The organism is Methyloversatilis discipulorum, from assembly GCF_000527135.1.
Lineage (GTDB): Bacteria > Pseudomonadota > Gammaproteobacteria > Burkholderiales > Rhodocyclaceae > Methyloversatilis > Methyloversatilis discipulorum.
The window spans coordinates 810,332-825,329 of the sequence record NZ_AZUP01000001.1 but is presented as its reverse complement, the minus strand read 5'-3'; the positions used below and the strand labels follow the sequence as shown (position 1 = coordinate 825,329).

Annotated in this window: 11 protein-coding genes; 4 read left to right on the top strand and 7 right to left on the bottom strand. The window is 66.3% G+C overall.

Going from position 1 to position 14,998, the window contains the following annotated elements:
- Positions 1 to 101 precede the first annotated feature (101 nt).
- The 3 genes from map to METFAM1_RS0103640 all read left to right on the top strand — a co-directional run bounded on the left by map (position 102) and on the right by METFAM1_RS0103640 (position 6,217).
- Positions 102 to 920, top strand: a complete 819-nt coding sequence (gene map, locus METFAM1_RS0103650; RefSeq protein ID WP_019918202.1) for a type I methionyl aminopeptidase — start codon at positions 102 to 104, stop codon at positions 918 to 920.
- Positions 921 to 923: 3 nt separating this feature from the next.
- Complete coding sequence (locus tag METFAM1_RS0103645) at positions 924 to 3,506, top strand: [protein-PII] uridylyltransferase (protein ID WP_019918201.1); 2,583 nt, start codon at positions 924 to 926, stop codon at positions 3,504 to 3,506.
- 107 nt (positions 3,507 to 3,613) lie between these two features.
- On the top strand, positions 3,614 to 6,217 hold the full coding sequence (locus METFAM1_RS0103640; RefSeq protein ID WP_019918200.1) for a bifunctional diguanylate cyclase/phosphodiesterase: 2,604 nt from the start codon (positions 3,614 to 3,616) through the stop codon (positions 6,215 to 6,217).
- Positions 6,218 to 6,457: 240 nt separating this feature from the next.
- Here METFAM1_RS0103640 and def read toward each other — a convergent pair whose 3' ends face one another.
- Positions 6,458 to 6,988 carry a peptide deformylase gene (gene def, locus METFAM1_RS0103635; RefSeq protein ID WP_019918199.1) on the bottom strand — a complete coding sequence of 177 codons (531 nt, stop codon included), beginning with the start codon at positions 6,986 to 6,988 and terminating at the stop codon, positions 6,458 to 6,460.
- Positions 6,985 to 7,734: an S-methyl-5'-thioinosine phosphorylase gene (locus METFAM1_RS0103630; protein WP_019918198.1), complete on the bottom strand. Its 750-nt coding sequence runs from the start codon at positions 7,732 to 7,734 to the stop codon at positions 6,985 to 6,987. The genes def and METFAM1_RS0103630 overlap by 4 nt, the downstream gene beginning before the upstream one ends.
- A gap of 128 nt (positions 7,735 to 7,862) precedes the next feature.
- On the opposite strand from METFAM1_RS0103630, the gene typA reads away from it, so the two are divergent.
- The gene (gene typA, locus METFAM1_RS0103625) at positions 7,863 to 9,677 is read left to right on the top strand and encodes a translational GTPase TypA (RefSeq protein WP_019918197.1); all 1,815 of its coding nucleotides are present in this window, start codon (positions 7,863 to 7,865) and stop codon (positions 9,675 to 9,677) included.
- Between the two features lie 78 nt (positions 9,678 to 9,755).
- Here typA and METFAM1_RS0103620 read toward each other — a convergent pair whose 3' ends face one another.
- From METFAM1_RS0103620 to METFAM1_RS0103600, 5 genes are read right to left on the bottom strand one after another with little or no spacing between them, the layout of a single operon-like run.
- Positions 9,756 to 10,280: a 3'-5' exonuclease gene (locus METFAM1_RS0103620; protein ID WP_019918196.1), complete on the bottom strand. Its 525-nt coding sequence runs from the start codon at positions 10,278 to 10,280 to the stop codon at positions 9,756 to 9,758.
- A 3-nt stretch (positions 10,281 to 10,283) separates the two neighbouring features.
- Complete coding sequence (locus tag METFAM1_RS0103615) at positions 10,284 to 10,829, bottom strand: hypoxanthine-guanine phosphoribosyltransferase (protein WP_019918195.1); 546 nt, start codon at positions 10,827 to 10,829, stop codon at positions 10,284 to 10,286.
- Positions 10,826 to 11,728, bottom strand: a complete 903-nt coding sequence (gene galU / locus METFAM1_RS0103610; RefSeq protein ID WP_020164771.1) for a UTP--glucose-1-phosphate uridylyltransferase GalU — start codon at positions 11,726 to 11,728, stop codon at positions 10,826 to 10,828. The genes METFAM1_RS0103615 and galU overlap by 4 nt, the downstream gene beginning before the upstream one ends.
- Before the next feature lie 4 nt (positions 11,729 to 11,732).
- Entirely contained in the window at positions 11,733 to 13,802 is a 2,070-nt protein-coding gene (ligA, locus tag METFAM1_RS0103605) for an NAD-dependent DNA ligase LigA (RefSeq protein WP_019918193.1), read from the bottom strand.
- A complete protein-coding gene (locus tag METFAM1_RS0103600; protein ID WP_019918191.1) occupies positions 13,802 to 14,980 on the bottom strand; it encodes a cell division protein ZipA C-terminal FtsZ-binding domain-containing protein in 1,179 nt (392 codons plus the stop codon). The genes ligA and METFAM1_RS0103600 overlap by 1 nt, the downstream gene beginning before the upstream one ends.
- Between the last annotated feature and the right edge of the window lie 18 nt (positions 14,981 to 14,998).

The following is a 14,998-nucleotide window of genomic DNA, read 5'->3' as shown; positions in this document are numbered from 1 at the left end:
GCAATGCAACAAACTCAAGTCGGCCGGATGACAGCAGTTTGCCGCCCGGAACCGCTTCCGCTAACCTGCTGTCCCTCGGAACACCCTTATAGAGCCTTTTCATGAGCGTCACCATCAAGACAGCGGAAGAAATCGAGAGCATGCGCGTTGCGTGCAGACTGGCGTCGGAAGTGCTCGACTACATCGAGCCTCACGTGCAGCCGGGCGTCACCACGGCCGAACTCGACCGCCTGTGCCACGAATACATGGTGAACGTGCAGCAGACCATCCCGGCGCCGCTCAATTACGCACCGCCCGGCTACAGCCCCTACCCGAAGTCGATCTGCACCTCGGTGAACCACGTCGTATGCCACGGCGTGCCGGCCGACCGGGCACTGAAGAAGGGCGACATCGTCAATCTGGACATCACCGTCATCAAGGACGGCTTCCACGGCGACACCAGCCGCATGTTCATCGTCGGCGGCGAGACGACCAAGCAGGCTGCACGCCTCTGCCTGATCACCTACGAATGTCTGTGGCTGGGCATTTCGAAGGTGAAGCCGGGCGCCCGCCTGGGCGACATCGGCCACGCCATCCAGCGCCACGCCGAGAACAACGGCTTTTCCGTCGTGCGCGAATTCTGCGGTCACGGCATCGGCCGGAAATTCCACGAGGAGCCGCAGGTGCTGCACTACGGCAAGCCGGGCACCGGCATGGAATTGAAGGAAGGCATGATCTTCACCATCGAGCCGATGATCAACGCCGGTCGCGCCGCCGTGTCGGAACTGCCGGACGGCTGGACCATCGTCACCCGCGACCGCAGTCTGTCCGCGCAATGGGAACATACGGTGCTGGTCACCGCCGACGGCTACGAGGTGCTGACCGTGTCGGCCGGCAGCCCGCCGCCGGCGCTGAGCGGCGACACTGCCCGGGCCGCCTGAGCGGTGAACGGTCCGGCCGATTCCGACGCGCTGCGCCAGCTCGCCGGCGCACTGCGCAGCGAACTGGCGGCCAGCCAGCTCGAATTCCGCACCCGTTTCGAACAGGACGGCAACAGCAGCCGCATGCTCGCGGCGCGCGCCCGCGCCGTCGACAACGCGCTGCGCCGCCTGTGGGCAGCGGTCGGCCTGCCGCGCACCGCGGCGCTGATCGCGGTCGGCGGTTACGGCCGCGGCGAGCTGTATCCGGCGTCAGACGTCGATGTGCTCTTCCTGACGCCAAGCGAGGTGTCGGCTGACATCGAGGCCAAGCTCGAACATCTGGTCGGACTGCTGTGGGACATCGGCCTGGACATCGGGCACAGCGTGCGCTCGGTCGCACAGTGCGTCGACGAAGCCTCGCGCGACATCACGGTCGAAACCACACTGCTCGAAGCACGCCTGCTCGCCGGCTCGCGCAAGCTGTTCCGCGAACTGAGCGACACGCTGGAAGCGCAGCGCGACCCGGGCGCCTTCTTCAAGGCCAAGCGGCTGGAGCAGGACGAACGCCATCAGCGCTACCAGGAAACGCCCTACAGCCTCGAACCGAACTGCAAGGAAAGCCCGGGCGGTCTGCGTGACCTGCAGGTGATCCAGTGGATCGCGCGTGCGAGCAAGCTGGGCGCAAGCTGGGCCGAACTGGCCGCCCGCGGCCTGATCACCACCGAGGAAGCGCGCCAGCTGGCGCGTGTCGAACGCTTCATGCGCGACACCCGGGTACGGCTGCACCTGATCGCGCGTCGCCGTGAAGATCGCCTGATCTTCGATCACCAGGAGGCAATGGCCGCCGCCTTCGGTCTGGCCGCGACGCCGACGCGGCGCGCTTCAGAAGTGTTCATGCAGCGCTACTACCGCAGCGCCAAGACCATCACCCAGCTCAACACCATTCTGCTGCAGAACATTTCTGCCGCGCTGTTCCCGGCCGACGAGTCGGCCGTGTTGCCGATCAATGCGCGTTTCCAGTCCAGCCGCGAACTGCTGGACGTGGTCGATGAGCAGGTTTTCGAGCGCGAGCCGAGTGCGCTGCTCGAATGCTTCACGCTGCTGCAGCGGCACAGTGAACTGAAGGGCATGACTGCGCGTACGCTGCGCGGCCTGTGGCGCGCGCGCCGGATGATCGACGCGAAGTTCCGCCGCGACCCGAAGAACCGCGCCCTCTTCCTGTCGCTGTTCCAGCAGACGCGCGGTCTGGTGCATGAAATCCGCCGGATGAACCAGTACGGCATCCTCGGCCGCTACCTGCCCGCCTTCGGCCGCATCGTCGGCCAGATGCAGCACGACCTGTTTCACGTCTACACGGTCGACCAGCACATCCTGCAGGTGATGCGCAACGTACGCCGCTTCACCATGTCGGAACACGCGCACGAATACCCGCTGCTGTCGCGCCTGATCACCGGCTTCGAGCGGCGCTGGCTGCTCTACCTGTCGGCGCTGTTCCACGACATCGCCAAGGGCCGCGGCGGCGACCACTCGCAACTGGGCATGCGCGACGCACGTCTGTTCTGCCGCCAGCACGATCTGAGCCCCGTCGACACCGATCTGGTCGTCTTCCTGGTCGAGCACCACCTGTCGATGTCCTCTGTGGCGCAGAAGCAGGACCTGTCCGACCCGGACGTGATCCGCGACTTCGCACGTGTGGTGAAGAGCGAACGTCGCCTGACCGCGCTCTACATCCTCACCCACGCCGACATCCGCGGCACCAGTCCAAAGGTGTGGAATGCCTGGCGCGGCAAGCTGCTGGAAGATCTCTACTTCTCGACCCTGCGCGTGCTGCAGGGTGACGGCGCCCATGCGCCCGGCAGCGGTGACCGGCAGGAGGAGGCACGCAGCCTGCTGCGCTACTTCGGGCTGCGCGAGGGTGTCGAACAGGCTTTCTGGTCCCGCCTGGACACCGTCTATTTCATGCGCCACGACCCGGACGAGATCGCCTGGCACACGCGCATGCTGTATTTCCAGGTCGATGCGACGGTGCCGGTGGTCAAGGCGCGGCCGAACCAGGTTGGCGACGGCCTCCAGGTAATGGTGTACGCGCCCGACCAGCTCGACCTCTTCGTGCGGCTGTGCGGCTTCTTCGGCCGGCTGGGATACAGCATCGCCGACGCCAAGATTCACACGACGACCGACGGCCACGCGCTCGACAGCTTCGTGCTGCTGGACCCGAACGGCCACCTCAATTCGCGCGACATGATCGCGCTGATCGAGACCGGACTGGTCGAGCGCCTGCAAGCGCAGCTTCCAGCCGAACAGCCGATCGCCGGACGGCTGTCGCGCGAGGTGAAGCATTTCCCGATCACGCCGGAAATCGTCATCAAGCCGGACGAGCGCAAGCAGCACCACATCATGCACGTCACCGCGGCTGACCGTCCCGGCCTGCTCTACTCGGTGGCGCGCGTGCTGGCGGCGCACGCGATCCGCCTGCACACCGCGAAGATCACGACGCTCGGTGAGCGCGCCGAGGACGTGTTCCTGATCTCGGGCGAGGAACTGGACAACAGCACGACCTTGATCCGGCTGGAGCAGGAACTGCTGGACGAACTGGCCGTTTCCTGAGCACGGTATGACGGGCGCGACGCAGTGCTCGCTGCGCCGCGCAGCTTTCCGGACATACTGTTGATGCCGACGCACCCGGGCATCCCCGACGAGGACGGAACCCTGCCTTGAGCCTGACCCGCGACGAACCCGCATTCACGATGACCGACCGCGCGCGACCGCTGATCGTTGCGCTGGTAGCGCTGCTGGCGGGTCTGGCACTCACCGCCTACATCGCAGGCAACGAGGCGGCGGAACTGCATCAGCGCGAGCGCAGCGCCGTGACGGCGCAGGCCGGACAGGTGCGGGCGCGGCTGGAGAGCGAGGTCAACAGCGCCGCCCACCTGTCGCTCGGCCTGGTCAGTTTCATTGCCGCCAATCCCGACTTCGACCGCGCTTCCTTCGATCGCGTCGCCGAACGCATGCTGGCTTATGGCCGCCATCTGCGGAACATTTCGGTGGCGCCGGACAACGTGGTGCGTGAGGTCTATCCACTCGCCGGCAACGAACGCGCGATCGGTCTGAGCTACCTCGATACGCCATCCCAGCGAGACGCGGTGGTGCAGATGATGAACTCGCGTCGCTTCGTACTCGCCGGCCCGCTCGAACTGGTACAGGGTGGCATCGGGCTGATCAACCGCTTTCCGGTCTATCTTCCGGCGCGAAACGGACAGCCCGAGCGTTACTGGGGCCTGGTTGCCGTCGTGCTGCGCTTCGATTCACTGCTCGAAGCCAGCGGTCTCGTACCTGAGCGCGGCGACCTGCGTTATGCGCTGCGCGGTCGCGACGGGCTGGGAGCGGCAGGTGAGGTCTTCCATGGCGACGCGGCGCTGTTCGACCAGACACCGGTGCTGGTCGACGTCGTGCTACCCGACAACGCACGCTGGCAACTGGCCGCCGTTCCCGCAGGCGGCTGGCAGAGCGGATATGGCAGCGCGCGCGTGCTCGGCATCTGGGGAGCCGGCACGGCCGTGTCGCTGGCCATTGCCGCCCTGCTCTATCTGCGACAACTGCAGTTGCGTCGGCTGCAGATGCGCGACGCCGAACTGTCACTCGCAGCCAGCGTGATCGACAGTCTGAACGAAGCCATCATGGTCACCGATGCACGCGGACGCGTCGTCACCGTGAATCCTGCATTCAGCGCGCTGACCGGCATAGCGAGCAGCGCCGCCTGCGGTCGCCCCGCGTCGGCGGTGGTGAGCTGTCCGTACAGCGAGGAATCGCGTAACGAATTCGCCGATCAGCTCGAACGCGACGGCTACTGGCGAGGCGAACTCGACGACCGGCGCGCCAGCGGCGAAAGCTACCCCAAGTCGCTCAGCATCTATCCGGTGCGCGAACCGGGTGGGCGCATCGCCCACTACGTGCATTCCTTTGCCGACATCAGCGAGCGCAGGGAGGCGGAAAGGAAGATCCACCACCTCGCCCACCACGACATGCTTACCGGCCTGCCCAACCGTCTGTCGCTGCAGTTGCGCATGGAACAGGCGATGGCGCACGCGCGTCGTCACGGCACCCTGCTGGCGGTGCTGATGATTGACATGGACCACTTCAAGGACATCAACGACACGCTCGGCCACCATGTCGGCGACGCGCTGCTGGTCGAAGTGGGCAAGCGTCTGCTGCGCTGCGTGCGGCAGAGCGACGTCGTCGCGCGCCTCGGTGGCGACGAGTTCGTCGTCCTGGTGACCGACATGGTGACCACGCTGACCGCGGCTGCGGTGGCCGAGAAGATCGTTGGCGCGCTGTCGGCGCCCTACGCCGTCGAGGCCTACCAGCTGCACTCGACGCCCAGCGTCGGCATCGGCGTGTTTCCGAACGACGGTGAAACGGTCGATGACCTGCTGCGCAACGTCGATAGCGCGATGTATCACGCCAAGGCCGCGGGCCGGAACAACTACCAGTTCTTCAACGACAGCATGTCGGCCAACGCCAGCGAGCGGCTGAGCCTGCAGAGCAGCCTGCACCAGGCGATCGCCAAGCGGCAGTTCGTGCTGCACTACCAGCCGCAGATCGAAACCGGCAGCGGTCGGCTGATGGGGGTCGAAGTGCTGGTGCGCTGGGAGCACCCCGAGCGCGGTCTGGTGCCGCCGAACAAGTTCATCCCGATCGCCGAGGAGAGCGACCTCATCATCCGTCTCGGCGAGTGGATACTGCAGGAAGCCTGTCGGCAGCTCAGCGTCTGGCGCGCGATGGGTCTGCAGATGCGGATTGCCGTCAATCTGTCGGCACGCCAGCTGCGCTCGAAGAACCTGCTGCGGCAGGTGAAGGACGTGGTGCTGAAGTACGACCTGAAGCCGGGCGACCTCGAACTGGAAATCACCGAGAGTGTCGCCATGGAGGACGCCGACAATACGCTGCGCATGCTGGCGCAGTTGCGCGAACTGGGCCTCGAACTGGCGATCGACGACTTCGGCACCGGCTATTCATCACTGAGCCATTTGAAGCTGATGCCGCTGCAGCGGCTGAAGATCGACCGTTCCTTCGTCAAGGACATCGAGAACGATCCGGACGATGCGGCCATCTGTGCCGCGACCATCAGCCTGGCGCACAACCTCGGCCTGACGGTGATCGCCGAAGGCGTGGAAACCGACGCGCAATACGCCTTCCTCGGCAACCTGGGCTGTGAATGCGTGCAGGGCTTCCTGTTCAGCAAACCACTGCCGGCGGCCGAACTGGAAGCCTGGATCGCGGCGCGCGCAGCCAGGGCCTCCGTTACTAGCGGCATCTAAGCAAAGACCGTTCGACTGCGATTTCTGCCTTCGAATGGCCGGTGGTTGCTGATCGCCGGCCCCGTCGGGGTCAGAAGACCCCTCCCACAGAACCCCGGCTCCGACCGCCCATCGGGCGCGAGCCCTGTGGGAGCGGCCTTGGCCGCGACGCAGCGGTGGCCATCCACAGACTTCGATGCCGGCTTGTGCCGGGACAAGAAGACCCCTCGGTTCCGGACAGCAGCACCCGCTCAGACCCCGTCAGTCGTCCCCATCCTCGACGCCCGGGAACAGCACGTCGGTGTAGCCGAAGCGGCTGAAGTCGCGCACCCGCATCGGGTAGAGGATGCCATCCAGGTGATCGCATTCATGCTGCACGACGCGCGCGTGGAAACCTTCGGCATCGCGCGAGATCGGCTTGCCCGCCGGATCGAAGCCGCTGTAGTGCAGCCGGTTGTAGCGCGGCACGACGCCGCGCAGGCCAGGCACCGACAGACAGCCCTCCCAGCCCTCCTCCATGTCGTGGCCGAGCGGCATCAGCAGCGGATTGACCAGCACGGTGAAGGGGACCACCGGCGCGTCCGGATAGCGCACGGACGGCGAGCCGCCGAAGATGACGACGCGCAGGTCCACGCCGATCTGCGGCGCCGCGAGGCCGGCGCCATTGGCCGCCTGCATGGTGTCCATCAGGTCGGTTACCAGTGCATCGAGTTCGGCCGTGTCGAAACGCTCGACCGGTCGCGACACGCGCAGCAGGCGCGGGTCGCCCATGCGCAGGATGTCGCGGATCACGGGCACACCCCTTCCTGGCACAAGCGTTCGAGCAGGTGGCGCACGCGCATCATTGCCTCCTGCAGCATGGCTTCGATCGCCGACATCTGGATGCCGTGCGCCGAATCGCCGCGGCCGGCCGCGTGATTCACGACCACATTGAGTGCCGCATAAGCCAGACCGGCTTCGCGCGCCAGCACGGCTTCGGGCATGCCGGTCATGCCGACGACGTCGGCGCCGTCGCGCTCGAAACGGTTGATTTCGGCCGCGGTTTCAAGACGCGGTCCCTGGGTGGCCGCATAGACGGCACCGTCGACCACCGCCTCGCCGGCCAGCGCCGCGGCAGCGAGCAGACGGGCACGCAGGGCACTGTCGTAGGGTTCAGTGAAATCGACATGCTTCACCTGTCCGTCGTGACCATCGAAAAAGGTCGAGTGGCGGCCCCAGGTGTAGTCGATGATCTGGTCCGGCACGACCAGGCTGCCCGGTGCAAGGTCTGCGCGGATGCCGCCGACAGACGCCACCGATACGACCTTGTCAACGCCGACGTTCTTCAGCGCCGAGATGTTTGCGCGGTAATTGACGCGATGCGGCGGAATCGTGTGGCCATAGCCGTGGCGGGCGATGAACACCAGTTCGTGACCACCGAGGCGGCCGAAGGTGAGCGGACCGGACGGTTCGCCGTAAGGGGTGCGCACAACCTCGCGCCGCGTGACGTCAAGGTTGGCAAGCTGGGTCAGCCCGCTTCCGCCAATGATGGCCAGCATCGTTCCGGAACTCCTGATTGAATGACCGGCGAGTCTAGCAGCCGGGACGCCCTCCGTCCGGGCACCTGACGTCTTGCGACCTTGGCATGCTAAACTCGCGTGTTTATCTTTTGCGCCGCACCATTCCCATGTCCCGCTCCATACGCAACATCGCCATCATCGCGCACGTCGATCATGGCAAGACCACGCTGGTTGACCAGCTGCTGCGCCAATCCGGCACCTTCGCATCGCACCAGCAGGTGTCCGAGCGGGTCATGGATTCCGGCGATATCGAAAAAGAACGCGGCATCACGATTCTCGCCAAGAACTGCGCGATCGAATACGAAGGCACGCACATCAACATCGTCGACACCCCGGGCCACGCCGACTTCGGCGGCGAGGTCGAGCGCGTGCTGTCGATGGTCGATTCCGTGCTGCTGCTGGTCGACGCGGTCGAGGGCCCGATGCCGCAGACCCGCTTCGTCACCCGCAAGGCGCTGGCCCTCGGCCTGAAGCCCATTGTCGTGGTGAACAAGATCGACCGTCCGGGCGCCCGTCCGGACTGGGTGATCAACCACACCTTCGATCTGTTCGACAAGCTGGGTGCCACCGACGAACAGCTGGATTTCCCGGTCGTATTCGCCTCGGCGCTGAACGGCTTCGCGATGCTGGACGCCGACAAGCCGGGCACAGACATGCGCCCGCTGTTCGAAACCATCCTGAAGCACGTGCCGCAGCCGGAAGTCGATGAAGACGCCCCGCTGCAGCTGCAGATCTGTTCGCTCGACTACTCGACCTACATCGGTCAGCTCGGCATCGGCCGCATCAAGCGTGGCCGCATCAAGCCGAACCAGGAAGTGGTCGTCTATTACGGCGACGAAAGCCGCGGCAAGGCCAAGGTCGGCCAGGTGCTCACCTTCAAGGGTCTGGACCGCACGCAGGCCGAATCGGCCAGCGCCGGTGACATCGTGCTGGTGTCCGGCATCGAGCAGGTCGGCATCGGCGTCACCATCTGTGACCCGGATTCGCCGGAGCCGATGAAGCCGATCGCGGTCGACGAGCCGACGCTGACCATGAACTTCATGGTGAACGCGTCGCCGCTGGCCGGTCGCGAAGGCAAGTTCGTCACCAGCCGCCAGATCCGCGAGCGCCTGGAAAAGGAACTGCTGAAGAACGTGGCGCTGCGCGTCGAGTACACCGACGACTCCGACGTGTTCCTGGTGTCGGGCCGCGGCGAACTGCACCTGACCATCCTGCTGGAAAACATGCGCCGCGAAGGCTACGAGCTGGCGGTCGGCCGCCCGCGCGTGGTGTTCAAGGAAATCGACGGCGTGAAGTGCGAGCCGTACGAAATGCTGACCGTCGACGTCGAAGAAACCCATCAGGGCGGCGTGATGGAAGAACTCGGCCGTCGCCGCGGTGAAATGCAGGACATGCAGCCGGACGGCAAGGGCCGCGTGCGTATCGAGTACCGCATTCCGGCGCGTGGCCTGATCGGCTTCCAGGGCGAATTCCTGACGCTGACCCGCGGCACCGGTCTGGCCAGCCATGTGTTCGACGACTACGGCCCGATGGCCGGCGCCATGTCGGAGCGTCGCAACGGCGTGCTCATTTCGCAGAACGACGGCGAGGCGGTCGCCTACGCGCTGTGGAACCTGCAGGACCGCGGCCGCATGTTCGTCAATCCGGGCGATGTGCTGTACGAAGGCATGATCATCGGCATCCACTCGCGCGACAACGATCTGGTGGTGAACCCGATCAAGGGCAAGCAGCTCACCAACGTGCGCGCCTCGGGCACCGACGAAGCCGTGCGTCTGATTCCGCCGATCGCGCTGACGCTGGAATCGGCGATCGAATTCATCGCCGACGACGAGCTGGTCGAGATCACGCCGAAGAACATCCGCCTGCGCAAGCGTCACCTGAAGGAACACGAGCGCAAGCGCGCCTCGCGCGACGAAGCCTGATCTCCGGGCAGCGTCGAATGAAATGAAAAGAGCGCCCCTGGGCGCTCTTTTCATTCGTGCCTCAACCAGAGACCGGCTTCAGGTGCGGCGTTCGATCGCCGCCTGCGCGCGCAACCTTGCGTAGGTGGTCTGCAGCACGCGCGCGTCGTTGCTGGCGCGATGGCGTGTGGTGTGCAGTTCTTCCGCCACCGCCTGCTTGACCCCATGCCAGCGCGCCGCCTGGTCCTCGTTCAGCAGTTCGCGCAGGCTGCGCAGATGAAAGCGCGGCACGCGATCCGCTTCGTCGTAGAGGCGCGACAGCCAGGCGTAATCGTTACCCCAGGCGTCGCTGTAGACCTCGCGTCCGCGCAGCGCCTCGTCCAGCCGGCACACGACTTCCTCGACCGGCAGGCCATGCTGCATCAGCACGTCGCGTGTGATGTGGTGGATGGACTCGGCGCTGGCATCCCAGTGCCGCCACCCGTCCGGCGGGCGCACCAGACAGCACAGCGTGCGCCCGTCCGGCAGCACGCAGCCCACTTCTATCGGATAGCTGCCGGCACCGAAGCCGGACGCCTCGATGTCGAGGAAGACCGGCAGCGCATCGGTTCCGGCGTCCGTCACGCCCTACTCCTTCAGCGCGTAGATGGCCGGCAGATTGCGCCACGCACCGCGCACGTCCATGCCGTAGCCAAAGACATAGCGGTTGGGCAGTTCCAGCCCGGTGAAATCGGCGGTGATCGGCTTGGCGCGACCGATCTGCTTGTCCGAGAAGACCGCGGTCAGGCAACGCGTCGCGCCCTTGGACAGGATGTGCTGGCGGATCGCCGCCAGCGTGATGCCCTCGTCGAGGATGTCGTCGAGCACGAGCACGGTGCGGCCGACCAGCGGCGTGCGCGGCTCATTGATCCAGCGCAGTTCGCCGCCCGAGGTCTCGTCGCCGTAGCGGGTGACGTGCAGGTAGTCGAAGTCCAGCGGAAACGCGAGTTTCGGCAACAGGTTGCCGGTGAATACTACGGCGCCGCCCATCACCGACAGCAGCAGCGGATAGCTGTCGCCGACCGCCGCGGTGATCTCCTGTGCGACCCGATCAACCGCCGCGTCCACTTCGGCAGCGGAACAGATCAGGTCGGCACCTTCAAGCAGTGCCTGCGCGTCGGCGAAGCGACTCACGCTGCGTCGGCTTCGCGCGAAATCTCTTCGCGCGACACTTCCTGCGCGTCCATCCAGGCGGTGAACGCGGCACCGACTTCCGGATGCTTGCGCGCCAGCGCGACGGTCGCCTGCAGATAGCCCAGCTTGGAGCCGCAGTCGTAGCGGGTGCCCTTGAACGGATAGGCCAGCACCGCCTCTTCCTTCAGCAGTGCGGCGATCGCGTCGGTCAGCTGCAGTTCGCCGCCGGCGCCCGGCGTGATCGCGCGCAGGTGATCGAAGATGCGCGGCGTCAGCACATAGCGGCCGACCACGGCCAGCGTAGACGGCGCCACTTCGGGCTTCGGCTTCTCGACGATACCGGTCACGCCGTACAGGCCGCCAACGTCGGCGTCGGTGCTGACGATGCCGTAGCTGCCGGTCTGGCTGCGCGGCACCTGCTGCACGCCGAGGATGGAGCGGCCGAAGCGGTCGAAGATGTCGGTCATCTGCTTCAGGATGGGCGGCTCGCCGTCGATCAGGTCGTCGGCCAGCAGCACGGCGAACGGTTCGTCACCGACGACCGGTGCGGCGCACAGCACGGCGTGGCCCAGGCCCAGCGGCTCGGACTGACGGATGTAGATGCAATTCACGTGCTTGGGCACCGTGTTGCACAGCGCCAGCAGGTCGTGCTTCTTCTTCATTTCGAGCTCGTGCTCAAGCTCGTAGGCCTTGTCGAAGTGGTCGGCGATCGAACGCTTGGTGCGACCGGTGATGAAGATGAGGTCGGTGCAGCCGGCGGCCACGGCTTCTTCGACGGCGTACTGGATCAGCGGCTTGTCGACCACCGGCAGCATTTCCTTCGGGTTGGCCTTGGTGGCGGGCAGGAATCGGCTGCCCAGGCCGGCGACGGGAAATACAGCTTTGCGTACGGATTTCATCGTTCTAAGGCTCCCTTTTCTCGAGCATCGACATGAGCCCGGATTCATCGAGAATATTAATGCCCAGTTCTTGCGCTTTTGTGAGCTTGGAACCGGCGTCCGTGCCAGCCACCACGAAGTCGGTCTTTTTCGACACGCTGCCGGCCACTTTTGCACCCGCAGCCTCAAGCAAGTCCTTGGCCTGATCGCGCGAAAGCGTGGGCAGCGTGCCGGTGAGCACTACTGTCTTGCCGACCAGCGGACCGCTCGCCACCTGTGCTTCGCCCTCTTCCCAGACGATGCCGCAGGCGCGCAGCTGCTCGACCACCTCGCGGTTGTGCGGCTGCGCAAAGAAGGTGTGGATGCTGGCCGCGACCACCGGGCCGACGTCCGGCACCTGGGCCAGTTCCTCGACCGAGGCGTCCATGATGCGGTCCATGCTGCCGAGGTGGCGCGCCAGATCCTTGGCGGTCGCCTCGCCGACGTGGCGGATGCCCAGACCGAACAGGAAACGCCCCAGCGTGGTGCGCTTGGATTTCTCCAGCGACGCCACCAGGTTCTCGGCCGATTTCTCGGCCATGCGGTCCAGTTCAGCCAGCTTGAGCACGCCGAGCCGGTAGAGGTCGGGCAGGCTGCGGATCAGTCCGCCGTCCACCAGCTGCTCGACCAGCTTGTCACCCAGCCCCTCGATGTCCATCGCGCGGCGCTGCGCGAAATGCAGCAGCGCCTGCTTGCGCTGCGCCGAACAGTACAGCCCGCCGGTGCAGCGATGATCGACCTCGCCTTCTTCACGCACCACGTCCGAACCGCAGACCGGACAGTGGCTGGGCATGGAGAATGCCCGCGCATCCGCCGGTCGTCTGTCCGACAGCACCGACACGACCTCCGGAATCACGTCGCCGGCACGGCGCACGATGACGGTGTCGCCGACATGCACGTCCTTTCGGCGGATTTCCGATTCGTTGTGCAGCGTCGCATTGGTCACCGTCACGCCGCCGACGAACACCGGCACCAGCCGCGCCACCGGCGTGAGCTTGCCGGTGCGGCCGACCTGCACCTCGATGTCCTGCACCGTGGTCAGCGCTTCCTGCGCCGGGTATTTGTGCGCCACCGCCCAGCGCGGCTCGCGGGTGACGAAACCCATGCGCTGCTGCAAGGCCAGGCTGTTCACCTTGTAGACCACGCCGTCGATGTCGAAGGGCAACGTGGGGCGCGCCTCGGCGATGCGCACGTGAAAGGCCGCCAGCGCCTCGCCGCCGTTGCACACCGCGCGGTGCTCGCTGACCGGCAGGCCGAAGGCGGCCAGCGCGTCGAGCACGCCGGCGTGGGTGTCGGGCAGCGTCCAGCCGCGCACCTCGCCGAGGCCGTATGCGTAGAAAGACAAGGGCCTCTTCGCCGCGATGGCCGGGTCGAGCTGACGGATGCTGCCGGCCGCGCCATTGCGCGGATTCACCAGCGTCTTCTCGCCCGCTTCGATGGCTCGCGCGTTGAAGGCGTCGAAATCGTCGCGCCGCATGTACACCTCGCCGCGCACTTCCAGCACCTCGGGCAGGCCGGGCGCGTCGAACAACGAGGGTTGCCCCTTCGCAGGAAGCGGCGTCAGCGCGAGCGGCACGTCGCGGATGGTGCGTACGTTCTGCGTCACGTCCTCGCCGGTTTCGCCGTCGCCGCGGGTGGCGGCGAGCACCAGCACACCGTTTTCATAACGCAGATTGATGGCCAGGCCGTCGAACTTCAGTTCGGCGGCGTACTCGACCGGCGGCGCCTCCTCGCTCAGTCCAAGTTCGCGCCGCACGCGGGCGTCAAAGTTCAGCGCACCGCTCGCCTCGGTATCGGTTTCGGTGCGGATCGACAGCATGGGCACGACGTGACGCACCGGCGCGAAGCTGTCGAGCGGCTTGCCGCCGACGCGCCGCGTCGGCGAATCGGCGGTGCGCAGCGCCGGGTGCTCGGCTTCGAGCGCCTGCAGTTCGCGGAACAGGCGGTCGTATTCCGCGTCCGGAATTTCCGGGGCGTCGAGTTCGTAGTAGAGGCGGTCGTGACGGGCAATCTGCGCGCGCAGTTCGACCGCGCGCGCAAGGACAGCAGCGTCCATCAGCTGAACAGGCGGCGCGCCGACGCGCTGCCCGGGGCGACGCCGAACTGCGTCATGCGGGTCTGGAATTCGGCGATCTTGCTGCGGATCACACCGAGTGAAGCAGGAGACAGCGGCTGCCGGTTGTCATCGACCACGCGGGCGCCGAGCGCGTGCGCGAACTGTTCAGCCATCGTGACCATGCGGTCGAAATTGCGCGCGCCATCGGCGACCGTGGGCACATCGAGCAGCAGTGTCACGCCCGGCGTCTGCAGGTTCTTCATCGTTTCGGCGATGAATTCGGCGGCGTCCAGATTGCCCAGCGTATAGAGCGTCGCGCCGGCATCGTCGCGCGCGCGGAACAGGCCGTTATCGAGTGCGAAGCCCTGCGCTTCGGCCAGACCGCGCAGCTTGGTGCCGGAAATCGGGTTCTCGCCGGCGACCAGATTGATGCCGATCTGCACGTCGACCGACGCGGCGAAGCTGTCCAGCTCACGCGCCCGGCCGAGCAGATCGCGTGCGTCGGGGAAATGCACGACGGCGAGGAAGCGGTCGGCAACCGCCTGCAGCGCGTGCGCCAGCGCCGACAGCGAGGCCTCGCTGAGCGGGCCACGGCGATCGGCCAACTGCACCGCCATTTCGATGCGCGACAGATTGCCGGCGGTCTCCGGCGTCAATTCCAGCCAGCGGCCGGCCTGTTCGTCGCGGCCGCGCAGGCGCAGGCCGGTGTCGACCTGGCGGGTCAGCTCGCTCCACGCGCGCTGGAACTCCGTCGCGGCGATCGGCGCTTCGAGCTCGACGACGATGACTTCCTCGACCTTGGCGTCGGCCCAGGCCGGCGCTGCGTCATCAGCCGGCGCCGCCTTGAGCACCGGCTCACGCTGCGGGGCAAGCTGCACCGTGTCGTCGGCCGCGGCGCTCATCCGCTCGTCGGTCGGCAGATCGATCGCCGGCTCGACCGACGTGTCGCTCGCCGGGCTGCTGCCGAGGTCACTGCCCAGGTCGAAATCCAGCGTCGGCTCGACGCGGCGCGACGGCTGGTGCAGCGGATCGATCAGCACGTCGGGCTGGGCGTCGCCGAGCGCGCGTTCGGCGGTGCGGCGGTGACGTCTTTCCTGCCACAGGTTGTAGCCGATCACGGCGCCGACACCGACCACGCCGAGCGCGATCAGCCCCATCTGCAGTTCAGTCAGTTGCATGAATCCGTATCCCTTTTT

Bases quoted from the DNA above. Each gene is read 5' to 3' on its own strand.
- map (WP_019918202.1), top strand. From the start codon at position 102: ATGAGCGTCACCATCAAGACAGCGGAAGAAATCGAGAGCATGCGCGTT.
- METFAM1_RS0103630 (WP_019918198.1), bottom strand. From the start codon at position 7,734: ATGCTGGCCATCATTGGCGGAAGCGGGCTGACCCAGCTTGCCAACCTT.
- typA (WP_019918197.1), top strand. From the start codon at position 7,863: ATGTCCCGCTCCATACGCAACATCGCCATCATCGCGCACGTCGATCAT.
- galU (WP_020164771.1), bottom strand. From the start codon at position 11,728: ATGAAATCCGTACGCAAAGCTGTATTTCCCGTCGCCGGCCTGGGCAGC.
- ligA (WP_019918193.1), bottom strand. From the start codon at position 13,802: ATGGACGCTGCTGTCCTTGCGCGCGCGGTCGAACTGCGCGCGCAGATT.
- METFAM1_RS0103600 (WP_019918191.1), bottom strand. From the start codon at position 14,980: ATGCAACTGACTGAACTGCAGATGGGGCTGATCGCGCTCGGCGTGGTC.